The sequence below is a fragment of the Erwinia sp. TECH1 genome (genome assembly GCF_054057575.1).
In genome coordinates this window covers 4,064,187-4,085,898 of sequence record NZ_JBSRZK010000001.1, presented here as the reverse complement: position 1 = coordinate 4,085,898, position 21,712 = coordinate 4,064,187, and the positions used below count along the sequence as shown (strand labels likewise).

20 protein-coding genes are annotated in these 21,712 nt (G+C 58.8%); 7 read left to right on the top strand and 13 right to left on the bottom strand.

Annotated elements, in window-relative coordinates:
• Positions 1-9 precede the first annotated feature (9 nt).
• Together ACVWZ0_RS19115 and ACVWZ0_RS19110 are read right to left on the bottom strand one after the other, a co-directional pair.
• Complete coding sequence (locus ACVWZ0_RS19115) at positions 10-1,308, bottom strand: MFS transporter (protein WP_253458245.1); 1,299 nt, start codon at positions 1,306-1,308, stop codon at positions 10-12.
• A 44-nt stretch (positions 1,309-1,352) separates the two neighbouring features.
• The gene (locus ACVWZ0_RS19110; protein WP_253458248.1) at positions 1,353-2,102 is read right to left on the bottom strand and encodes an SDR family NAD(P)-dependent oxidoreductase; all 750 of its coding nucleotides are present in this window, start codon (positions 2,100-2,102) and stop codon (positions 1,353-1,355) included.
• Between the two features lie 195 nt (positions 2,103-2,297).
• Between ACVWZ0_RS19110 and ACVWZ0_RS19105 the strand changes: the two genes are divergently transcribed.
• Positions 2,298-3,206 carry a LysR substrate-binding domain-containing protein gene (locus tag ACVWZ0_RS19105; RefSeq protein ID WP_253458250.1) on the top strand — a complete coding sequence of 303 codons (909 nt, stop codon included), beginning with the start codon at positions 2,298-2,300 and terminating at the stop codon, positions 3,204-3,206.
• 367 nt (positions 3,207-3,573) lie between these two features.
• Here ACVWZ0_RS19105 and ACVWZ0_RS19100 read toward each other — a convergent pair whose 3' ends face one another.
• Both ACVWZ0_RS19100 and ACVWZ0_RS19095 read right to left on the bottom strand, forming a co-directional pair.
• Positions 3,574-3,879, bottom strand: coding sequence for a putative quinol monooxygenase (locus tag ACVWZ0_RS19100; RefSeq protein WP_253458253.1), 306 nt, complete (start codon positions 3,877-3,879; stop codon positions 3,574-3,576).
• Between the two features lie 32 nt (positions 3,880-3,911).
• The gene (locus ACVWZ0_RS19095; RefSeq protein ID WP_125287216.1) at positions 3,912-4,490 is read right to left on the bottom strand and encodes an NAD(P)H-dependent oxidoreductase; all 579 of its coding nucleotides are present in this window, start codon (positions 4,488-4,490) and stop codon (positions 3,912-3,914) included.
• Between the two features lie 228 nt (positions 4,491-4,718).
• Here ACVWZ0_RS19095 and parC point away from each other — a divergent pair, with 228 nt between their 5' ends.
• The 3 genes from parC (at position 4,719) to ftsP (ending at position 9,369) form a co-directional block, all read left to right on the top strand.
• The gene (gene parC / locus ACVWZ0_RS19090) at positions 4,719-6,992 is read left to right on the top strand and encodes a DNA topoisomerase IV subunit A (protein ID WP_253458256.1); all 2,274 of its coding nucleotides are present in this window, start codon (positions 4,719-4,721) and stop codon (positions 6,990-6,992) included.
• A gap of 135 nt (positions 6,993-7,127) precedes the next feature.
• Positions 7,128-7,865: a 1-acylglycerol-3-phosphate O-acyltransferase gene (locus ACVWZ0_RS19085; protein WP_253458259.1), complete on the top strand. Its 738-nt coding sequence runs from the start codon at positions 7,128-7,130 to the stop codon at positions 7,863-7,865.
• Between the two features lie 88 nt (positions 7,866-7,953).
• On the top strand, positions 7,954-9,369 hold the full coding sequence (gene ftsP / locus ACVWZ0_RS19080; protein ID WP_253458262.1) for a cell division protein FtsP: 1,416 nt from the start codon (positions 7,954-7,956) through the stop codon (positions 9,367-9,369).
• A gap of 123 nt (positions 9,370-9,492) precedes the next feature.
• Here the strand turns inward: ftsP and ACVWZ0_RS19075 are convergent, their stop codons facing one another.
• Both ACVWZ0_RS19075 and dkgA read right to left on the bottom strand, forming a co-directional pair.
• On the bottom strand, positions 9,493-9,762 hold the full coding sequence (locus ACVWZ0_RS19075; protein WP_253458266.1) for a YdgH/BhsA/McbA-like domain containing protein: 270 nt from the start codon (positions 9,760-9,762) through the stop codon (positions 9,493-9,495).
• A gap of 408 nt (positions 9,763-10,170) precedes the next feature.
• The gene (dkgA, locus tag ACVWZ0_RS19070; RefSeq protein WP_125287221.1) at positions 10,171-10,995 is read right to left on the bottom strand and encodes a 2,5-didehydrogluconate reductase DkgA; all 825 of its coding nucleotides are present in this window, start codon (positions 10,993-10,995) and stop codon (positions 10,171-10,173) included.
• A 264-nt stretch (positions 10,996-11,259) separates the two neighbouring features.
• Between dkgA and ACVWZ0_RS19065 the strand changes: the two genes are divergently transcribed.
• Positions 11,260-12,153 (top strand): AraC family transcriptional regulator, encoded by an 894-nt coding sequence (locus ACVWZ0_RS19065; protein ID WP_125287222.1) that lies wholly within the window; start codon positions 11,260-11,262, stop codon positions 12,151-12,153.
• 36 nt (positions 12,154-12,189) lie between these two features.
• Here the strand turns inward: ACVWZ0_RS19065 and ACVWZ0_RS19060 are convergent, their stop codons facing one another.
• Together ACVWZ0_RS19060 and metC are read right to left on the bottom strand one after the other, a co-directional pair.
• Positions 12,190-12,846: a DedA family protein gene (locus ACVWZ0_RS19060; RefSeq protein WP_253458269.1), complete on the bottom strand. Its 657-nt coding sequence runs from the start codon at positions 12,844-12,846 to the stop codon at positions 12,190-12,192.
• Between the two features lie 90 nt (positions 12,847-12,936).
• A complete protein-coding gene (gene metC, locus ACVWZ0_RS19055; protein WP_253458273.1) occupies positions 12,937-14,139 on the bottom strand; it encodes a cystathionine beta-lyase in 1,203 nt (400 codons plus the stop codon).
• A gap of 243 nt (positions 14,140-14,382) precedes the next feature.
• On the opposite strand from metC, the gene exbB reads away from it, so the two are divergent.
• On the top strand, positions 14,383-15,108 hold the full coding sequence (gene exbB / locus ACVWZ0_RS19050; protein WP_253458276.1) for a tol-pal system-associated acyl-CoA thioesterase: 726 nt from the start codon (positions 14,383-14,385) through the stop codon (positions 15,106-15,108).
• A 5-nt stretch (positions 15,109-15,113) separates the two neighbouring features.
• Complete coding sequence (gene exbD / locus ACVWZ0_RS19045) at positions 15,114-15,536, top strand: TonB system transport protein ExbD (RefSeq protein WP_253458280.1); 423 nt, start codon at positions 15,114-15,116, stop codon at positions 15,534-15,536.
• A gap of 104 nt (positions 15,537-15,640) precedes the next feature.
• Here the strand turns inward: exbD and tcuC are convergent, their stop codons facing one another.
• From tcuC to ACVWZ0_RS19020, 5 genes are all read right to left on the bottom strand, one after another.
• A complete protein-coding gene (tcuC, locus tag ACVWZ0_RS19040; RefSeq protein ID WP_253458282.1) occupies positions 15,641-16,960 on the bottom strand; it encodes an MFS transporter in 1,320 nt (439 codons plus the stop codon).
• A 139-nt stretch (positions 16,961-17,099) separates the two neighbouring features.
• The gene (locus tag ACVWZ0_RS19035; RefSeq protein WP_253458284.1) at positions 17,100-18,098 is read right to left on the bottom strand and encodes a Csu type fimbrial protein; all 999 of its coding nucleotides are present in this window, start codon (positions 18,096-18,098) and stop codon (positions 17,100-17,102) included.
• The gene (locus tag ACVWZ0_RS19030; RefSeq protein ID WP_253458286.1) at positions 18,095-20,491 is read right to left on the bottom strand and encodes a fimbria/pilus outer membrane usher protein; all 2,397 of its coding nucleotides are present in this window, start codon (positions 20,489-20,491) and stop codon (positions 18,095-18,097) included. The genes ACVWZ0_RS19035 and ACVWZ0_RS19030 overlap by 4 nt, the downstream gene beginning before the upstream one ends.
• Positions 20,492-20,494: 3 nt before the next feature.
• Entirely contained in the window at positions 20,495-21,211 is a 717-nt protein-coding gene (locus ACVWZ0_RS19025) for a fimbrial biogenesis chaperone (protein ID WP_253458288.1), read from the bottom strand.
• A gap of 18 nt (positions 21,212-21,229) precedes the next feature.
• The gene (locus tag ACVWZ0_RS19020; protein WP_253461218.1) at positions 21,230-21,709 is read right to left on the bottom strand and encodes a Csu type fimbrial protein; all 480 of its coding nucleotides are present in this window, start codon (positions 21,707-21,709) and stop codon (positions 21,230-21,232) included.
• Positions 21,710-21,712 lie beyond the last annotated feature (3 nt).

Below are 21,712 nucleotides of genomic sequence, written 5' to 3'. Positions count from 1 at the left end.
ATCTCCTGATTAACGGTTAACGTCTGCTGCGCGAATACGCAGCACGCAGAGCGCGCCGAGCAGCAAAACAGCAGCAATAAAGTAGATGCCCGAAGCGGGCGAACCGGTGGCGGTGGTGATAGAACCGATCAGCCACGGTGAAAAGAAGCCCGCCAGATTCGCGATACAGTTCACCGCGGCAATGCCTGCCGCCGCCGAGACGCCGCCGAGCAGGTTGGTCGGCAGCATCCAGAACAGGGAAGAGGCGGAAAGGATGCCGGCGGCGGCCACGCAGAGGAAAAACAGCGAGGCCGGTACGCTGTGACCCAGCGACGTCGCCAGCGTCAGCCCGACCACGCCGATCGCCATGGGCACGATCAGATGCCAGCGCCGCTCGCGATGCCGGTCGCCGCTGCGGCCCGCCATCAGCATAAAAACGATGGCGCAGAGATAGGGCAGGCTGGTCAGCAGGCCAATATGCAGCGGCTCGCGGATGCCGGAGTTTCTGACCAGCGTCGGCAGCCAGAAGGTCAGCGCATACTGGCCCATCACCACGCAAAAGTAGATCAGCGCCAGCAGCCACAGCCGCCTGTCGGCCACAAAAGCTTTCACCGTGCCGTGATGCGCTTTTTGCTGATTATCCTCATCCAAATCGGCACGCACCATGCGCTTTTCGCTCTCGTCCAGCCAGGGCGCCTGCTCAACGCGATCCTTGAGCACCATCAGCACCACAAAGCCCATCAGCATGGTCGGAATCGCTTCCAGTACGAACATCCACTGCCAGCCTGCCCAGCCGTGAAAACCGGCGAAGGCTTCCATAATCCAGCCGGAAAGCGGGCCGCCGATCATGCCGGAAAGCGGGATCGCCACAAACCACAGCACCGTCATGCGGGCGCGGCGATGCGAGGGGAACCAGTAGGTGAGATAAAGCAGCAGGCCGGGCGCCAGACCGGCTTCGGCCACGCCGAGAAAAAAGCGCAGCAGATAAAACTGCCAGGCCGTTTCCACAAAGGCGAACAGGCCGGAAATCAGCCCCCAGGTAATCATGATGCGGGCAATCCAGCGGCGTGCGCCGACGCGATGCAGGATGAGATTGCTAGGCACTTCAAAAAAGAAGTAGCCGATAAAGAAAATACCCGCCCCCAGGCCGTACACCGTTTCGCTCAGGGCCAGATCGTCCATCATTTGCAGCTTGGCGAAGCCGACGTTAACCCGGTCGAGATAGGCGCAAAGATAGCAAAGCATTAAAAATGGCATCAGCCGCCAGGCGATTTTGCGATAGGTCGCATCGCGCGCGACGGTGGTCGCGCTGAGATTAAGCGTTGTCATACTCTTCACTCCCGGAGTGAAAGAAGCCTGCTGGAAGGAGCCGATCAGTGGATCAACATGCCGCCGTTAACGTCCAGCGTGATGCCGGTCAGGTAGCTGGCGAGATCGCTGGCAAGGAACAGCGCGGCGTTAGCCACGTCGTCTGCCGCGCCCAGGCGGCCAAGCGGGATGCCGTCGATAATGGCGTGACGCCGCTCGTCCTGCAGCAGGCCGCCGGTAATATCGGTCTGGATCAGGCCCGGCGTCAGCGCGTTGACGCGGATCTGGTCCGGGCCAAACTCGCGCGCCATCGCTTTGGTTAAGCCCAGCACGCCCGCTTTCGCCGCGCTGTAGTGCGGGCCGCCGAAAATGCCGCCGCCGCGCTGGGCGGAAACGGAAGAGAGGCAAACAATACTGCCGCCGCCTTGCTGCTGCATGGTTGGGATCACCGCCTGTGACATCAGCAGCGTGCCGCGCAGATTGACGTCCAGGATACGGTTATAGTCTTCGATGCTGATTTCCAGCGTTTTTACCGGCTGCGTAATGCCTGCGTTATTTACCAGCACGTCGATGCGGCCAAACTCGCTGACCACGCGGGAAACGGCCTGGCGCACCGCAGCGGGATCGGTGACGTTGGCCGCCAGGCCCAGATGACCGGCACCCAGCTCTTCAGCCGCATGTCGCGCCGCGTTCTCATCCAGATCCAGAATCACCACCTGCGCGCCGTGACGGGCGAAACAGGCGGCGGTGGCACGGCCAATACCGCGTTGAGAGGCGGCGCCCGTAATAATCGCAACTTTATTTTTCAGCAACATAATCCACTCCGTAATAATCTTTTTTAGTGGTTCGGTATCGCTACCGGCAGGGTCACATTCAGAATTGGAAATTACGGCTAAACTGGCAATGCAAAAAAATTCATTCGATGCTGAATAGAAAGATGGATTTGATGCAGTTAACATTTCTCGCGGAAAAAAGCGGGCATCTGTCACAAAATTCATTTAAGGAGCCGCATGGAAAAACACGCAGATTTTTGCCCTTCGATAAAATCGCTCAGGATTTTTGAAGAAGTTGCGCATTACGGCAATGTGGCGCGTGCGGCGGAAGAAGTGAATATTACCGCCTCTGCTGCCAGCCATCAGCTGGCAAAACTGGAAAAAGAGCTGGGCTGCCTGCTGTTCAACCGCTCGCCCAAAGGCATGACGTTAACGCTGGCCGGTGAAAACTATCTGAAAGAAATCAGCCCGTTGCTGCTGGGGCTGACCCAGGCCAGCACCCGTCTCGGTAATGAGAAAGCGCGCAGCGCGCTGCGCATTCACTGCGCGCCCAGTTTTGGTTTGCTCTGGCTGCTGCCGCGCCTGCATAAATTCCGCGAGCGCTATCCTGCAATACAGGTCACGCTTTCCTGTTCCTACGAAAATTTATCTTTCAGCCGTGACAATATTGATATTGCGGTGCGCCACGGCTTTCCCGACTGGAAATCACTGGAAGTTAAAACCATCCGCCATGAAAAAATGTCGGTATTAGCGTCGCCCGATTATTTGATAAAGCATCCGGTCGCGACGCCGGCGGAATTAATTAACCATGCGCTGATCCTTTCCGAGTCGCCTTTAATTCAGTGGCCGCAATGGTTTGCCGCGATGCAATTAGCGCAGCCGACCAAAGACTGGCTGTTTCGCTTCGATCGTTCTTATATGAGCCTGGAGGCGGCAAGGCTGGGGCATGGGGTGGTGTTTGAAAGCGAGCTGCTGGCGGCAGAATATTTGCGTAGCGGCACGCTGGTCAGGGTGTTTGGCGACGAATGCAGCCTGCCGGTGAACGCGCATCATCTGGTTTGGCCGCGCGGCTTTGCCCGCTTTCCCCGCGTAAGCCATTTCCTGCAGTGGAGCAGCGAGCAGCTGGAAGCATCGCCACCGGCGTGACCTTGCCGGGCAGCCCCCGAACGGTATCGATAATAGAGCGGACGGCGCGGCTATCGCTATGACGGCAAGCCACAAAAAAAGGGGGCGAACCCGGTTCGTCCCTTCAGACTGCTGACAAAGCCAGCGGGTTCGTGCGGACTGAATTTTTTACAGCGAAACGGCAGCTTCGCAGCAGCAGTGGCTGAGCGGATAAGCGGACCGTTTTCGCGCATGGACGCGCGAAACGAGCCCCCACGGATGGGTTTACGGCGTGTCCGTGTTCCGATCTGCCTCTGCTGCTTTCCACCGACCCGCACGCGACTTGATGACAGTGGATGAGTTTGTCAGCAACCTCAAGGGACGAACCCGGTTCGTCCCTTCTTACTCTTTACGCCGGTTCCAGCACGAAAATCCTCACGTCCAGCACGTCATCTTTAATGCGGCCGCGGTGCTGCTCCATATGCGCGGCCTGCTGATGCCGTTCCAGATGCCGTAAGGAATCCCACTGCTCGACCATAAACACCGAGTCGGGCGAGTTCTGTTTCCACGGCACCTGCGCCTGGTGATCCACCAGCATCCGGTAGCTGCCGCAGCCTTCTTCCTCTAACACCGTCGGGATTACTTGTTCAATCGCCTGCATGACCGCACGGCGGCGGCCGGGCCTGACACAAATTTCAGCAATCACGGTGAGCATGGTCTTTCCTTTTAAGAGAACGGTCTTAACAGTTAAGCAAAGATCTGGCCCAGATGTGTCCGATAACGCTCGATATCGCGTGGGACATCCGGCTGCTTGATCACATCGTTGCAGATAAAGGTCGGCAGCGCTTCCATTCCCAGGAACTGATTCGCCTTGTGGAAGTGCAGGTAAAGCCCGTCCACGCCCACGCCTTCAAAGAACTGGTCGGGATCGGTAAAGGCTTCCAGCGGCGCGTTCCACGTCAGGGAAAGCATATATTTTTTACCCTGAACCAGCCCGCCGGAACCATACTTCTTCGAGGCGTCGGAGCGCGTGCGGCCGTCGCTGGCGTACAGGGTGCCGTGGCCTTCGGTAAAGACCTCATCGATATATTTTTTCAGGATCCACGGTTCGCCCATCCACCAGCCCGGCATCTGATAGATAACCGTGTCGGCGGCCAGATATTTTTGGATCTCGTCGGCCACCACGTAGCCGTTGTCCACCACGGTAACGTCAACCTGATGACCGGCTTCGCGCAGGTAAGTCGCGGCCACGTCGGTCAGCGTATGGTTCAGCTCGCCTTTGGAATGGGCAAAGGTTTTTCCGGCGTCAATAATAAAAATGCGCATCTTCTTCTCCAGTATTCAAAACTGGTCTCAGTGTACGCGCGAAGGCAGGGGTTAAAAATGAGTTTTTGATCACAATACTTTTGCGCTGCGAGCAATAATCACGCCACGCAGGAAAGCGTATGCCGTCACGGTTATCTGTGACAGAAGCGGCCCGGATAAGGTACTATTCCCGCCAAACGGCCCCGATGTGGCGTGCCCGTGACGCCATGATGTGAGGAACAAAAAGTAATGAGCGATTTGACTCAGGATGGGGCAGAGCGTCGCGCTCTGCATAAGTTTACGGAAGAGGCCTATCTCAACTATTCCATGTACGTCATCATGGATCGTGCGCTTCCGTATATCGGCGATGGCCTGAAGCCGGTGCAGCGCCGTATCGTCTACGCGATGTCGGAGCTGGGCCTGAACAACAGCGCCAAGTTTAAAAAATCGGCCCGTACCGTGGGCGACGTGCTGGGTAAATATCATCCGCACGGCGACAGCGCCTGTTATGAGGCGATGGTGCTGATGGCGCAGCCTTTCTCTTACCGCTATCCGCTGGTGGATGGTCAGGGAAACTGGGGCGCGCCGGACGATCCGAAATCCTTTGCGGCGATGCGTTACACCGAGTCACGCCTGTCAAAATATGCCGAGCTGCTGTTAGGCGAGCTGGGCCAGGGCACCGTGGATTACGTGCCGAACTTTGACGGCACCATGCAGGAGCCGGCAATGCTGCCCGCGCGCCTGCCGAATATCCTGCTTAACGGCACCACGGGGATTGCGGTGGGGATGGCGACGGATATTCCGCCGCACAACCTGCGCGAAGTCGCCAACGCGGCCATCAAGCTAATCGATGCGCCGAAAACCACGCTTGATGAGCTGCTGGATATCGTGCAGGGGCCGGACTATCCGACCGAAGCGGAAATCATCACGCCGCGCGCCGAGATCCGCAAAATCTATCAGAACGGCCGTGGCTCCGTGCGTATGCGCGCGGTGTGGAAGAAAGAAGAGGGCGACGTGGTTATTACCGCGCTGCCGCACCAGGTTTCCGGCGCGCGCGTGCTGGAGCAGATAGCCGCGCAGATGCGCAATAAAAAGCTGCCGATGGTGGAAGACTTGCGCGATGAGTCCGATCACGAAAGCCCGACGCGTCTGGTGATTGTGCCGCGCTCCAACCGGGTGGATATGGAACAGGTAATGAACCATCTGTTCGCCACCACCGATTTGGAAAAAAGCTATCGCATCAACCTGAATATGATCGGGCTGGATAACCGTCCGGCGGTAAAAAACCTGCTTGAAATCATCAGCGAATGGCTGGTTTATCGCCGCGACACCGTGCGTCGCCGCCTGAATTTCCGGCTGGAAAAAGTGCTGAAGCGCCTGCATATTCTGGAAGGCCTGCTGGTCGCCTTCCTCAATATCGATGAGGTGATCCACATTATCCGCAGCGAAGACGAGCCGAAGCAGGTGCTGGTTTCGCGCTTCGGCATCAGCGAAACCCAGGCGGAAGCGATCCTGGAACTGAAGCTGCGTCATCTTGCCAAACTGGAAGAGATGAAGATCCGCGGCGAGCAGGACGAGCTGGGCAAAGAGCGCGACCGTTTACAGGGCATTCTGGCTTCAGAACGTAAAATGAATACGCTGCTGAAAAAAGAGCTACAGGCCGACAGCGAAGCCTATGGCGACGATCGTCGTTCGCCGCTGCGCGAGCGCGAAGAGGCCAAAGCGATCAGCGAAAACGAGCTGGTGCCGTCCGAGCCGGTGACTATTGTGCTGTCGCAGATGGGCTGGGTGCGCAGCGCCAAGGGACACGATATCGATCCGGGCGGCCTGAGCTATAAGGCGGGCGACAGCTATCGCGCGGCGGCGCGCGGCAAGAGCAACCAGCCGGTGGCCTTTATCGACTCCACCGGTCGTAGCTATACGCTCGATCCGGTGACGCTGCCTTCCGCGCGCGGGCAGGGCGAGCCGTTGACCGGCAAGCTGACGCCGCCGCCGGGCGCGGTGGTGGAGCAGGTACTGATGGAGGCGGACGATCAGAAGCTGCTGCTGGCGTCGGATGCGGGCTACGGCTTCGTCTGCACCTTCAGCGATCTGGTGTCGCGCAACCGTGCCGGTAAAGCGCTGCTGACGCTACCGCAGAATGCCAAAGTGATGACGCCGCAGGCGATCCATCACGAGGACGACCTGCTGCTGGCGATCACCGCCGCAGGCAGGATGCTGATGTTCCCGGTGGCCGATCTGCCGCAGCTGTCCAAAGGCAAGGGCAACAAGATTGTCTCAATCCCGGCGGCGGAAGCGGCGGCGGGCGACGACAAGCTGGCCTGGCTGCTGCTGCTGACGCCGCAAACCGCCATCACGCTGCACGTCGGCAAACGCAAGCTGACGCTGCGACCGGAAGACCTGCAGAAGTTCCGTGCCGAGCGCGGCCGTCGCGGCACGCTGCTGCCGCGTGGCCTGCAGCGTATCGATCGGGTAGAGGTGGACGGGCCTGCACGGCCTGAGGCCAGTGAAAGCGAAGAGTGATCCGGGCCGCGCCGCGCGGTGAAAAGCAGCATAGCCTGCTGATTTCAGGATATACTTCACCCGGCGCGCCCGATAAGGCGTAATGCCGGAGCGACTGCCTTAAGGCGTCTCCGGCCCGGCAATAATGAGGATGTGATGCTGTCAATTTTTCGGATCGTCGTGACGATCGTTTATTCAATCCTGGTGTGCATTTTCGGCTGCATCTGGTGTTTGTTCAGTCCCCGTAATCCCCGCCACGTGGCGACGTTTGGCCATCTGTTCGGTCGCCTGTCGCCGCTGTTTGGTCTGAAGGTGGAAATCCGCAAGCCGGCAGGGGCGGAAAACTATCCTAATGCGATCTACATCGCCAACCATCAGAACAACTACGATATGATCACGGCGGCAAAAGTCGTACAGCCAACCACGGTGACGGTAGGCAAAAAAACGCTGCTGTGGGTGCCGTTCTTTGGCCTGCTTTACTGGCTGACCGGCAACCTGTTGATCGACCGTGACAACCGCAACAAAGCGCACGGCACCATTAACCAGCTGATCGACCAGTTTAAAAAGAAGAAGATCTCCTTCTGGATGTTCCCGGAAGGGACGCGCAGCCGTGGACGCGGGCTGTTGCCGTTTAAAACCGGCGCGTTTCACGCCGCTATGGCCGCAGGCGTACCTATTATCCCTATCGTGGTCAGCAATACGCACGATAAAATCAAGCTGAACCGGCTGCATAACGGTCTGGTGATCATTGAGATGCTGCCGCCGATCGATACCGCCGCCTTCGCCGACCAATCCGTGCGCAAGCTGGCGACCCATTGCCGCGAGCTGATGATGGAGAAGCTGGCTGAACTCAACGCGGAAGTCGCCGCGCGGGAAGCCGCAGGCGAAAAGTAAACCGATCGCCTCGCGGTCGGCACACGGCAAACAATCATAAAAAATGGATAGCGGCCCGCCGGGCCGCATTTTGGGTTACGGAGTTTTTATGTCCTTCAGTCGACGTCAGTTTATTCAGGCATCGGGCATAGCGCTGTGCGCCAGTGCGCTGCCTGCACGCGTACACGCCGCAGGGCCGGGTAATCCTTTGCCGGTGCCGCCGCTTATCGAATCCCGCCGTGGACAGCCTATCTTTTTGACGCTGCAACGCAGCCACTGGTCGTTTACCAGCGGCAGCAAGGCGCAGGTGTGGGGCTTTAACGGGCTCTACCTGGGGCCGACGGTCAGGGTCTGGAGCGGCGATGACGTCAAGCTCATCTACAGCAACCGGCTGAACGAAGCGGTGGCGATGACCGTTGGCGGGCTTCAGGTGCCGGGCGCGCTCGCCGGCGGCGCGGCGCGCATGATGTCGCCTGGCGTCGACTGGGCGCCGGTGATCCCGGTGCGTCAGGCCGCCGCGACCTGCTGGTATCACGCCAACACGCCTGGTCATATGGCGGAGCACGTTTACAACGGCCTGGCGGGTATGTGGCTGGTAGAAGACGAGGTCAGCAAAACGCTGCCGCTGCCGAACCACTACGGCGTGGATGATTTTCCGCTGATTATTCAGGACAAGCGTATCGATAACTTCGGTTCGCCGGACTACAGCCCGCCAGCTAACGGCGGTTTTGTGGGCGATACCCTGCTGGTGAACGGCACGCAGAATCCCTATGTGGAAGTCTCTCGCGGCTGGGTACGCCTGCGGTTGCTTAACGCTTCAAACTCGCGTCGCTACCAGCTCGCCATGAGCGACAAGCGGCCTTTTAACGTCATCGCCAGCGATCAGGGCTTTTTGCCCGCGCCTGTGGCGGTGCAGCAGCTTTCTCTGGCGCCGGGCGAGCGCCGGGAAATCCTGGTGGATATGAGCCAGGGCGACGAGGTGTCGATCACGGCGGGTCAGGCGGCAGGCATTGTCGACAGGCTGCGCGGGCTGTTCGAGCCGTCGAGCATTCTGACCTCGACGCTGGTGCTGACGCTGCGTCCGACCGGCCTGCTGCCGCTGGTGACCGACACGCTGCCGATGCGTCTGCTGGCCGATCAGGTCATCGAAGGCGGCGTCAGCCGTACGCGCGAATTCCGTCTGGGCGACTCGGAGCCGGGCATCAACGGCGCGCTGTGGGATTTGGGCCGCATCGACGTCCAGGCGCAGCAGGGCAGCTTTGAACGCTGGATTATTCATGCCGACCTGCCGCAGGCGTTTCATATTCAGGGCGTGATGTTTTTGATCAAGAACGTCAACGGTGCACAGCCGATGGCGGAAGATCGCGGCTGGAAGGATACCGTCTGGGTTGACGGCAGCGTGGAGCTGTTTGTCTCCTTTACGCAGTCCTCTTCCGACCACTTCCCGTTTGTCTACTATAGCCAGACGCTGGAAATGGCCGATCGCGGAACGGCGGGCCAGCTGCAGGTACAGCCGGCGCCGTAGCGTAAAGCGCTGGTTGACCAGAGCGGCCAGCCAGCGAGGTTTTGCAAGGATCAAGTCAGTCGGCGCGCCCGACGGGAACCAAAGAAAGCGGGGCGAATTAAGGCAGGGAGGGCTGAGGAACGATTATTTCTTTTCCAGTACGATAGCCGTACCGCGCCAGTGGCTGGAATTGCCAGGACGATCCAGCGAGGTAATATACATATATTCGCCGCCTTTTTTATCCACTTCCGTGCGCAGTGCCTCAAGCGCTTTTGATTTTCCACCCATCACGTTAGAAATGGATACGCGTTCTTTTTTAACGTAATTATCCAGTTCGTTACGCGGCACGATCTGTGCGGCAAAAGCGGAACCCGTCATCAGCAACAGCAGGGCAGCCGAAATAATCTTTTTCATTAAATTTCTCCAGTAAATTAATCAGAAATATTTTCGGCTTCAGTATACTGATTTTGTGCGCAATATAATTCGGTTATTAATAATAAGAAATACCGGTTTGATTAGCTAAACCTATTATAAATATTACCAATGCATTATTTTTTAAATTTGGCGCAAACATTTATTAGCAAATTAAATTTACCTTGCTGTATTTGTTCGCTTTTCAGAGGAGGGTAAAGTCTTTGCCGCTGCCGGTGCTTAATAATTATATTAACATTATTCAGAAACAATAATGAAGGTGGTTTATCTGAGGTTTAAATTAACAGGGCATTACGTAAACAGTTCTTGTTTCTTAATGCATGATAAAGGCAGGTTGCGCGTCAAAAAGGCGGCCGCCCGTCTGTTTTCTGTCAACGGGCGGCCGGGCGCTTAGTTCAGCTCGTCAGGGTTGGGGCCAAGACGGTTGCCGGCATCCAGCGAGGCGATTTCACTGATTTCCGGTTTTTCCAGGCGGAAATCGAACACTTTAAAGTTTTCTTCAATGCGGGAAGGCGTGACCGATTTCGGGATCACCACCAGGCCGCTGTCCAGGTGCCAGCGAATAACAATCTGCGCAGGCGTCTTGCCATATTTTTTCGCCAGCGTTTTGATCACGGCCTGATCGAACACGCCTTTGCCACCCTGCGCCAGCGGGCTCCAGGATTCGGTCTGGATCTGATGCATGGCGTTCCAGGCGTGCAGCGTGCGCTGTTGCAGCATAGGGTGCAGCTCGATCTGGTTGATCACCGGACGCACGCCCGTTTCATCTATCAGCCGTTTCAGGTGCGCTTCCTGGAAGTTACAGACGCCGATGCTTTTAGTCAGCCCCTGTTTTTGCAGCTCGATCATCGCTTTCCAGGCGTCAACGTAGTTGTCCTTCGCCGGGCAAGGCCAGTGCATCAGATAGAGATCGACGCTTTCCAGCTGCAATTTTTTCAGGCTGGTTTCCAGCGCCTGCGGCGCGTTCAGCTGATCGTCATTCCACAGCTTGGTGGTCACGAAGATATCGTCGCGCGCGACCGACGTTTCCTGTAGCGCCTGACCGATGCCCTCTTCGTTTTTATAGATGGCGGCGGTATCGATCGAGCGATAGCCCACATCGAGCGCTTTCAGCGCAGCCTGACGCGCTTCGTCAATGCTTGCCTGCCAGACGCCCAGGCCGAGCTGGGGCATCATATTGCCATCGTGAAGCTTGATTACGGGTTGCTCTGCCATTGTTCTCTCCTTTGCAGCCAGGGGGGCCGACGCCTCTGCGCCGGCAAGTAACGCTAAGTCTGGTTAAGACTGCTGGTCTTAGTTTAGTTGAAATTATTAACCCTTTGCGCAATTCGGATTATTGAGCCGATAGCCAGCGTAGCGGCCAGTCCCGGTATATATCCTGCCCGTTTCTGCTTTCTTCTTGCCTGTTTCTCCAGGAGGCTGGACGATTACGCCAGGCTTCGGCATGATGCCGGCTCTGCTTTTTTTCAGGTGAACACAATGGATCGCACTATGCTGTGCGCCCGGCTTGCCCGCCAGGTCGTGCAACTGATCGACGCAAAACCGGATGTGCAGACGCTGCTGCCCGATATCCGGCTTTTCCACGCCAGCCAGCCCAGCGGGCGCACGCCGGTGCTCTATTCCTCCGGTATCGTGATCCTGTTTCAGGGCAGAAAAACCGGCTATCTGGGCAACCACGTTTTCCATTACGACGCCACGGAATACCTGATGCTGACCGTGCCGCTGGCGGTAGAGTGCGAGACGTTCGCCACGCCGGAAGCGCCGCTGGCGGGCATGCTGCTGAATGTCGATCCGGTTAAGCTTCAGGATCTGCTGATTGATATCGGCGATGACGACAGCTTTCAGCCGCAGCCGCAGACGCGCGGCATTCACTCGTCGCCGCTGACCGAGCCGATGCTTTGTGCGGCGGAACGTCTGCTGGATGCGATGGCGGATCCACGCGACGCGCGCGTGCTTGGCCCGCAAATCGTGCGGGAAATTCTCTATCACGTGCTGCTGGGGCCGTGCGGCGGCGCGCTGATGGCGCTGGTCAGTCGGCACACGCAGTTCAGCCAGATAGCGCGGGCGCTGCGGCGCATCGAGCATCACTATACCGACAACCTGAGCGTGGAGCGGCTGGCGGCGGAGGTGAATATGAGCGTCTCCGCCTTTCATCACAACTTTAAAGCCGTCACCAGCACCTCGCCGTTGCAGTATCTGAAAAGCTATCGACTGCATCAGGCGCGAATGCTGATGCTGCATGAAGGCCTGAAGGCCAGCGCGGCGGCGATGCGGGTCGGCTATGAAAGTGCCTCGCAGTTTTCCCGCGAGTTTAAGCGCTATTTTGGCGTCACGCCGGGGGAAGAGATCGGCAGAATGCGTCAGATGGAATAAGAGGGCCGCCGGGCGACCCTCGGAAGGCGGGGTGCGCTAAGCGACTTTTTTCCGCTTAAAGAACAGCGCGAGGCTGCCAATCAGGCCGATGCAAAGCAGCGCCAGCGGCAGGATCATCAGAATGGACATCACCTGATCCTCATGGCGCTTGATAAAGGGCACCTGGCTTATCGCATAACCCAGCGAGACCAGGATGCCGACCCACAGCAGGCCGCTGAGCCAGTTAAAAAACTGGAAGCGCGTCTGCGTCAGGCCGGAAATGCCCGCCATGGTCGGCAGCAGCGTCCGCACGAAGGCCAGAAAGCGGCCAATCAGCAGCGCCATCAGCCCGTGCCGGTGAAACAGGCTCCAGGCGCGCTGGTGATACTGCGCAGGCAGGTGCATCAGCCAGCCTTTGACCAGGCGGGTATTGCCCAGCCAGCGGCCCTGCAGGTAGCTCAGCCAGCAGCCCAGGCTGGCCGCCAGCGTCAGGATGGCAACGGTAGGAATAAAGCCCATCACGCCCTTGGCGATCATCGCGCCAGCCAGCAGCAGTAAACTGTCGCCGGGCAGAAAGGCGGCGGGCAGCAAACCATTTTCCAGCAGCAGCGTGAGAAACATAATTCCGTAAACGATCCAGATTACATCGGGATTGGCGAGGGCAGCAAAATCCTGATGCCAAAGCGCCTGCACAATCTCATGGAGTACCGCCATTTTTTATCCTGTTTACCGCATCAATAGCACTAGTGTACTCGTAAATGGCCTGTCACAACGTGGTACAGGCCAGAGCTGTTGCCTTTTTGTTTAATTTTTTGACGATCCCGCGACGCGCGCGAAACCGGCGGCCAAATCCGCCAGCAAATCGTCAACGTTTTCCAGCCCTATATGCAGCCGGATCAGCGTGCCGCTGAAGTCAACGCCGCCAGCCGGACGGATGGCGGCCAGCTCGTCGGGCTGGTTTGCCAGAATAAGCGATTCAAAACCGCCCCAGGAGTAGGCCATGCTGAAATGTTCAAAGTGGTCGAGAAAATCCGCCAGCTGCCGATCGCTCAGCCGCGCCTTCAGTACAAAGGAGAACAGGCCGCTGCTGCCGGTAAAATCCCGCCGCCAGAACTCGTGGCCCTTGCACTGCGGCAGCGCCGGATGGTTAACCACGGCCACTTCCGGGCGCTCCGCCAGCCAGCGCGCGACCCGCAGCCCGCTTTCTTCGTGCTGGCGCAGACGTACCGCCAGCGTGCGCAGGCCACGGCTGGCCATATAGGCGGTGTCCGCGTCCACCATTTGCCCCATCAGGTAAGAGTTTTCACGCAGCTGCGCCCAGCAGCGTTCGTTGGCGACGGCGGTGCCGATCATCGCGTCGGAATGACCAATCAGATATTTAGTCCCGGCCTGAATGGAAATATCGATACCAAAATCCAGCGCGCGGAACAGAATGCCCGCCGCCCAGGTGTTATCGATCATAATGACCGCTTCCGGCGCTTTGGCCCGCACGGCCGCCACGATGGCTGGAATGTCCTGCACTTCCATCGTAATGGAAGCCGGCGATTCCAGAAAAACGACCCGCGTTTCCGGCTTCACCAGGTCGCCGATTTCCGCGCCGGCGGTATGGCTGAACCAGGTGGTGGTCACGTTCATTTTACTGAGGATTTTGCTACAGAAATCCTGGGTCGGTTCATAGACGGAACCGGCCATCAGCACGTTATCCCCGGCGGAAACAAAAGCGAGAATGGCATTGGCGACCGCCGCCGCACCGCAGGGATAAAGCACGCAGCCCGCGCCGCCCTCCAGCTCGGTCATGGCTTCCTGCAGCGAGAAATGGGTCAGGGTGCCGCGACGACCATAAAACAGTTCGCCTTCCGCTCGCCCGGCCGTGGCGCGTTTCTTCTCGGCCACGCTGTCGAACACCAGCGAGGAGGCGCGCTGAATAACGCTGTTAACGGAACCCTGGGTATAGCGTTTGCGGCGGCCGGCGCTGATTAACGCCGTTTCAATATGTTTACTGGTCATCGGTCTGCTCGGTTTAAGGATCTCGCTTAACGTTAACACGGCTGGCGGCGGGGCGAAATTCGTCATCCCGCTACGTGACAAAGTTTCAGGAAAAACCCTGGCGATAAAAAGGAGATGGCGGGAAAAGTGTAAAAAGTATTGCGTTAAGGGTAAATAGTAATGATAACTACTATCAATTCGGGTTCGATTTGGTATGATCCGACCTGTATTTTCGCTATCGGTAACTGACGTTGGAGAGACAGCGTGACGAATGATTTGATGCAGACGGACCTCTCCGTCTGGGGCATGTATCACCATGCGGACATCGTGGTAAAAGTGGTAATGATCGGTCTGCTGCTGGCTTCGGTCGTTACCTGGGCTATCTTCTTCAGCAAGAGCGCGGAGCTCAGCTCGGCGAAACGCCGCCTGAAGCGCGAGCAGCAGGCGCTGGCGGGCGTTCGTTCCCTGCAGGAAGCGAGCGATATCAGCGCCACGTTTAACGCTAACAGCCTGACCACGCAGCTGTTGAAAGAAGCCGAAAACGAACTGGAGCTGTCGCAGCAGTCCGCCGACAACGACGGCATTAAAGAGCGCACCTCGTTCCGTCTGGAGCGCCGCGTCGCCTTCTTCAGCCGCCACGCCGGTCGCGGCAATGGTTTTCTGGCTACTATCGGTGCTATCGCGCCGTTTGTCGGCCTGTTCGGTACCGTTTGGGGCATCATGAACAGCTTTATCGGTATTGCCCAGACGCAGACCACGAACCTTGCGGTCGTTGCGCCCGGCATCGCAGAAGCGCTGCTGGCCACGGCTGTCGGCCTGTTCGCTGCGATTCCGGCCGTAGTGATCTATAACGTCTTTGCCCGTACGATCGCCAGCTATAAAGCCTCGCTGGGCGACGTCGCCGCGCAGATTATGCTGCTGCAAAGCCGCGATCTGGATCTGGCCGCCAGCGCGCCGCAGCATCCAACGCAGAAGCTGCGGGTAGGGTAAGCGTCATGGCCATGCGATTAAATGAAGATCTCGATAGCAACGGCGAAATGCATGAAATCAACGTTACGCCGTTTATCGACGTGATGCTGGTGCTGCTGATTATCTTTATGGTCGCTGCGCCGCTGGCTACCGTTGATGTCCGCGTCAATCTGCCAGCCTCTACCAGCAAGCCTCAGCCGCGCCCGGAAAAACCGGTCTGGCTCTCAATCAAAGCGGATAAACAGCTGTTTATCGGCAATGAGGCGGTGACGCAGGAAACGCTGCTGTCGGCGCTGGAAAGCCAGACGCAGGGCAATAAAGACGCCACTATCTTCTTCCAGGCGGATAAATCGGTGGATTACGAAACGCTGATGGGCGTGATGGACAAGCTGCGTCAGGCGGGCTATCTGAAGATTGGGCTGATGGGCATGGAAACCGTCGCGAAATAATCGGCATCAGAAAATAAAAAATCCGTAACGATCGTTGCGGATTTTTTTTGCTTAAAATTTGAGGCAGGCGGCCGCAGCCTTGCGCTACGGCCGCACCTGCGGCGCTACATTTGCGCTACAGGCTCGCTGGTCTGGCGGGTTTGATACTGCTGCACCAGGCGTTTGATCAGCAGCGTGCCGAGCAGGCCGCAAACGGCAGCGAAGGTCAGCCAGACGCCGGGCATCGCCTTGTCGCCGGTGGCGTGGATCAGATAGCTGGACATCGCTGGCGTAAAACCGCCGAACAGCGCCGTCGCCAGGCTGTAGGCCAGCGAAAAGCCGGTCGCGCGCACCTCTGCGGGCATCACTTCCGCCAGATAGACCACCATCGCGCCGTTATAGCTGGCGTAGAGAAACGACAGCCACAGCTCGGCCTCCAGCAGATGAGAGAAGGTTGGCGAGCCGACCAGCCAGTGCAGCACCGGCCAGGCGGTGGCGATCATCAGTACGGTAAACAGGATCAGCAGCGGACGACGGCCGTAGCGATCGGAGACGGCGCCCATAATCGGCAGCCAGATCAGGTTTGACAGGCCGACGCACAGCGTCACCAAAAAGCTCTGCTTATCGCTCATCATCAGCACCGTTTTCCCAAAGGTCGGGGTAAACGCGGTGATCATATAAAACATCACGGTGGTGGTAACCACCATCAGCATGCCTGCCAGCACCAGCGCCCAGTTGCTGGCGACGCCGCGTACGATCTGACGCATGGAAGGGTGCACCTTACGCTGGCTGAAGGCTTCGGTCTCTTCCAGCATTCTCCTGACCCAGAACAGGAAAGGCACAATCAGGCAGCCGATGAAAAAGGGAATACGCCAGCCCCAGTCGGTCACCTGATCTTTCGCCAGCAGATGGTTCAGCCCCAGGCCCAGCAGCGCGGCGAAAATCACGGCGACCTGCTGGCTGCCGGACTGCCAGCTGACAAAAAAGCCCTTGCGGTTTTTCGGCGCGATCTCGCTGAGATAGACCGAAACGCCGCCCAGCTCCACGCCCGCCGAGAAGCCCTGCAACAGACGGCCCAGCAGGATCAGGATTGGCGCCGCCGCGCCCAGCGTGTTGTAGCCCGGTACGATAGCAATGGTTAAGGTGCCGATCGCCATCAGGCCCAGCGTCAGCAGCAGCCCTTTACGCCGTCCGTGATGGTCAATATAAGAGCCGAGGATAATCGCGCCCAGTGGCCTCATCAGGAAACCTGCGCCGAACGTCATCAGCGTTAACATTAGCGAGGCGAAAGGATCGTCACCCGGAAAAAAGGTTTTGGCAATCGCCGTGGCGTAGTAACCAAACACCATAAAGTCGTACATTTCCAGGAAGTTGCCGCTGGTCACATTGAAGATGGTGCGGGCGCTGCCCTGCGGCTTTTTCGCCGAAGAAGAAAAAGATGTCATAGCCTGTCCTTTCAGTTTTTCTTATCTTTTATCGCGCCAGCGCGGACATTAATGTGACAGGCATCACCGTTAAGGCGCCGGATGTATACGTATTGGTAACAAATAATTAACAATGCACTATCCGGGGGCAAACCGGGCCCTAAAAAGAAAGATCCACCACCACGCTGTCGCTGTAGTTGCCCGCAGGCGGCGTGGCCTGCGAAGTCAGTATGCGCGCCGTATAATTAAAAGTGCGGGTCAGGCCGTCGGTGGTAATGCTGTTGGCCGCCGAGCTGGCGACGCGCTCCGTACCTGTCGGCCCCCAGCGCGAGGTCGTGGCGTTTTTATAAATTTCATAGGCGAGCCGGTTGCTGCCGCTGGCCATATAGCGCTGCGCGCCGACCGCATAGCCGCCGTTGCTCAGGCCAACCGTGTAGGTGCTGCCTTTGGTGCAGATCACATTAATGGACTGCGAAACCGCGTTAAAACTGCCGACCAGCGGCGCGCTGCCAAAGCTGACGTTAGGCGCGGTAATAGTGGTGCAGTCGTTGGTGACCACCAGCGTGGTGGTGATGGGCACCGTGCCGGAACCGGTCTGCTGACTGCCCAACAAACAGGCGCCCAGCGCGCCAATGCCGGTACAGATGTTATAGCTGACCAGAATATTCAGCGTCACCGTGTAGGTACCGGCGGCCACCACCTGGCCGGTCAGCGTCCTCAGATAAAGCGGGATAGCGAAGTTCTGTCCGCCGCCTGTTCCCAGCAAATTAAGCAGCTGCGCCTGGCTGAAGTTGACCGTAGTGCCGCCGATCAGCATCTCGGTGGCGCAGGCCGTATCGCTGCATACGCGCAGCGGAATAAGATCCGTCCCGGCGCTGGAGGTTTTCAGCGCGCCGCGCGTGCTGCTGGTGTAGGTGGCGCTGGCCAGCTGAAACCGGATGTAATCGCTGGACAGCAGCGACAGCACGCTGCCCGAACCGCAGTTGACGTTAACGGTGGCGGTGGTGTTGCTCACCGTGGTGTTTACCGTAAAAGAGCTGACGCTGCCAAAGGTAGCCGTAGAGGTCGGCAGCGTGCAGGCCGCCCAGCCGGATAGCGAGCAGAGCATCAGCAGCGAAAACAGCGCCAGGTGGAAGATCGATCTTATTGGCAAAGTCATGGTGAGGTTCCTGAGGCAGCGGAAAGGGCGCAGGTCAGCGGCCCGTAAGTTTGTAGCGACGTCGGGCGACCGCCCGGCACGTCGAGCTTCGCTTCGCAATGGCGTCCGTCCGGCGTTTCCGCGCGGAAAGGGTTAACGGCAGCCAGGTTTTCCATCCAGACGATACCGTCCCAGCCGACATAGGTCGTCGCGGCGCCCGCGCGAATAATTTGGGTGGAAACGGGCAGCGGTTCGCCGTTCTGGTCGTGCAGGATCACGCTGGCCGCGCGCAGCGGTTCAATCGGGAAATGCAGCAGATAGCCGCTGTTGCGCTTGACGGCAAAACGCTGCTCGACGCTGGAGGTGGTCATATCGGCCGGCAGATCCAGCGTGTCGATATCATATTTGGCCGGATAATAGGAGCTGATGCCCGGCACCAGCAGATGACCGCCGGCGTCCGTTTTGCCCATCAGCTGGTTTTCGTAGCGCACGTTGATATTGGGATAGTCGGTTTTCACCACCACAAAGGCATCGTTAACCTCATTGGCAGCGAAGTAGCTGCCGTCCATCAGCACCAGCGAGCCGCTCACGTCGGCCCATTCGGTGGTGTAATCGCCATCGCCGTAGAAGCCCGCTGAAGTCTCAATCTTCTGGTTGCGCCAGCTCAGGCTGGCCTGCTTATAGTCGCCGCCGCTGCTCTGGTTGGCCCAGGAGGCGTCGTAAGCCAGCCCGCCGTCGGTGGGCATGGAGCGCGAAACCGTTACGCGCTGCGAGGTGGTGCCCTGCTGGTCGCGATCCAGACTCAGGCTGGCGTTGCCGCGCTCGCTGAACGGGATCACCAGCGAAATGGTGCCCGTCCAGTCGCCCTGTCGCTGGTCGCGGCTGGCGGAAACGTAAAGGCTGCTGTTGCCCCAGATATTTTTGCTCCAGGAAAGGTTCCACAGCTGGGTGCGGTCGCCGCTGCCGCTGACGATGTCGATAAAGGCCGCGCCAAGGCTGCCGAAGCGATCGAGCGAGACGCTGGCGCTGTACTGGGCGCTGCGGCGGCTAAGGGTGTATTCCGTGCCCGCCAGGCCGCTGTTGCGATCGCCGTACAGCGCCAGGTTGCTGAAGCCCGCCGAGCGGATAATATGCTGCGTGCCGATGTTGAAGCGGCTGTTGCTGTACTGATAGCCCCAGCTGTATTGATTGCCATGTTCGCCGCTCATCTGGCTTTGCGCCAGCGCCGCATTGACCACGCCGAGCGACCCCAGCCTGACCTGGCCGCCCGCGCCGCCCAGCGCCAGCGCGTCCGCACCTTCGGCATGGCTTTCCAGCGTCAGCCAGTCGGTCAGGCCATAGCGCCAGGAGCCGCTGGCGGCGGCGGAGCCATAGTCAAAGCTTTTGATGCCGTAATTATTGCGCAGCGCCCCAGCGGAAAAAGAGAAGTCAGAGAGGCCGGGCTTCAGCAGGCTGCTGGAGACGTAAAAGGGCATGGTGGTGGAGACGCGTCGGCCTGCGGCGTCGGTCGTTACCACTACCGCTTCGCCCGCGCCGTTAACAAACGGCATATTGGTCATCGACCAGGGGCCGGGCTGTACGTCATTGCTGCTGTTCTTATAGCCGTTGACGAAGAGATCGACCGTGGAAGGTACCGCCGCCTGGCCGGAGAAAGAGGGCAGCGGATAGGTCACCAGATCCGGGCGCACGGAGAAGTCGCGCGCGATCTGAATACCGCCCAGCCGCACGCTGCTGCTCCACGCCAGTGAATCGGTGATCAGATCGCCCACGCGCCAGCTCAGCGAACGGGTTTCATCCTGATTGCTCCAGTAAGTGTCATAGCGCAGATAGCCCTCGTTCTGCGAGCCTGCCGTCTGGCCGGAAAGCTGCTGCTGCCAGACGCCGTTGCTGGAAAACTGCCCCAGCGTGCCAAACAGGCGAAACTCGTTAAAGGCGGAAAGGCGGCTGCCGCTGGCAGAGGTACGGCTGGTGTAGAGATCGTAGTTAAACAGCGCGCCGGTAGAGGTTCTGCCAGGAAAGCGCGGGCCGTTCCGCTCCTCGTTATTCAGTTTCTGGCGCGGCAGCCAGCCGGGCGGCACCGTCAGCAAGAGGCGCTGGCGGGCCTGATCGTAGTCGGCTTTGACCTGCGGCATGGCGGAAACATCCATCATCGACGAGGTGATCAGCGCTGAAGGGATGCCGGCCCGCTGCAAATCGCCGGCGCGCAGATAGTAATGGTTATCACGGAATTCCACCGGCACGACCTGGCCGTTGTCCTGCTCGTTGATCACCAGCCCCAGCATATATTGCTGGCTGGCGCCCGGCGCGTTTGGCGACGGCGGCGGCGGCAAAGTGGAATAGGTTTCCGCGCGACCGGCTGAAGAGAGCAGGTAGCTTAACAGGCAGAGGGCCAGGGAGCAGCGGCGCCCGTTCATCGGCTAGCGCGCAGAGCTGCCGCTGCGCCAGGTCTGGTTATTATCCAGTTCCGCGCTGAGCTGCGAGCGGTCAGACGCCGGGAAATTAAGCGGAAACGTATTGCTCGATCGCGCCAGCACGTAGCCGAACAGGCTGTTTGACAGCGTCCGGCCGCCCAGCGAAACGTTGCTTAGCCGCGCGTGGCCGCTGCCGTTATTGGTAATAAGCAGCGCTGACTTACCGTTCTGATTAACGAGGCGCCAGCTAAGGTCGGGGCGGGCCGTGTCGGCTGAAAGGCCTTCGCCATAGGTAAACAGCGGCACGGAATAGCGCATCTGGAAATTAAGGCCCGCCTGATTTTCGCCAGGCTGCTGCGGCGTAGGGATCTCATCCAGAAGCACCCGGTAAGCCCGCTCCTCGCCTTTGGGCGGCGGGGTCTGGTTAATCAGCCTGACCAGCTGCTTCTGGCCCGGCTCTATCCTTACCAGCGGCGGGCTGGCGACCACCGTTTGCTGCGTCTGATACTGTTCGTGTCCGTCCTGCTGCTGCCAGGTGAAAACCCTGACCTGCATCAGCGTGGTCGCTGCGCCGCGATTCTCCAGCCACAGCTCGGTGGCTTTATCGCCGCTGTGGATTTTCGGATCGATGGGCCAGATCAGCACCGAATTTCCTGCCCACGCGGGCAGCAGTGAGCTAACCGTCAGTCCGGCCAGCAGTGTGAAAATACGTAGCGTCTTCATGAAATACTTTCTCCCTGTTTACCAACTCAGCGTCACCGTCAGCGTGTCGCTGTAAGTCCCGGCCCGCCGAACGCCGCTCATCTGCAGCCGACCGTATATCGGCAGCGTGATGTTATTGGCGTTACTGTAGGTCAGCGCCACGTTCTGATTGACCGGGATCGCACTTGCCGCACTGGCGGTGGCGCTGGTGTAAAGCGCATAGGCCACTAAATCGGTGTTATTAGCAATTTTAAGATTACGCGTGCTGGAATAATTACTGCCGCCGTTAATGCTCATGCTTAGCGCAGTGCCCGGCGTACAGGCCAGCGTAATCGTGGAGCTTTGAACAAAGCTGGCGCTGGCAGAAGCCGAACCGACGCCGGGGCGGGTGCCGAAGTTCAGCGTGCCGAACACGCCGGTATTGGTGCCGGAAATCACGCAGCCGTTCACTACCGACGCCGTCACCTGAAAAGTCTGCGTCGGCAGCGCTCCGGCCGGAAAGCTGATACAGCAAACCACGAC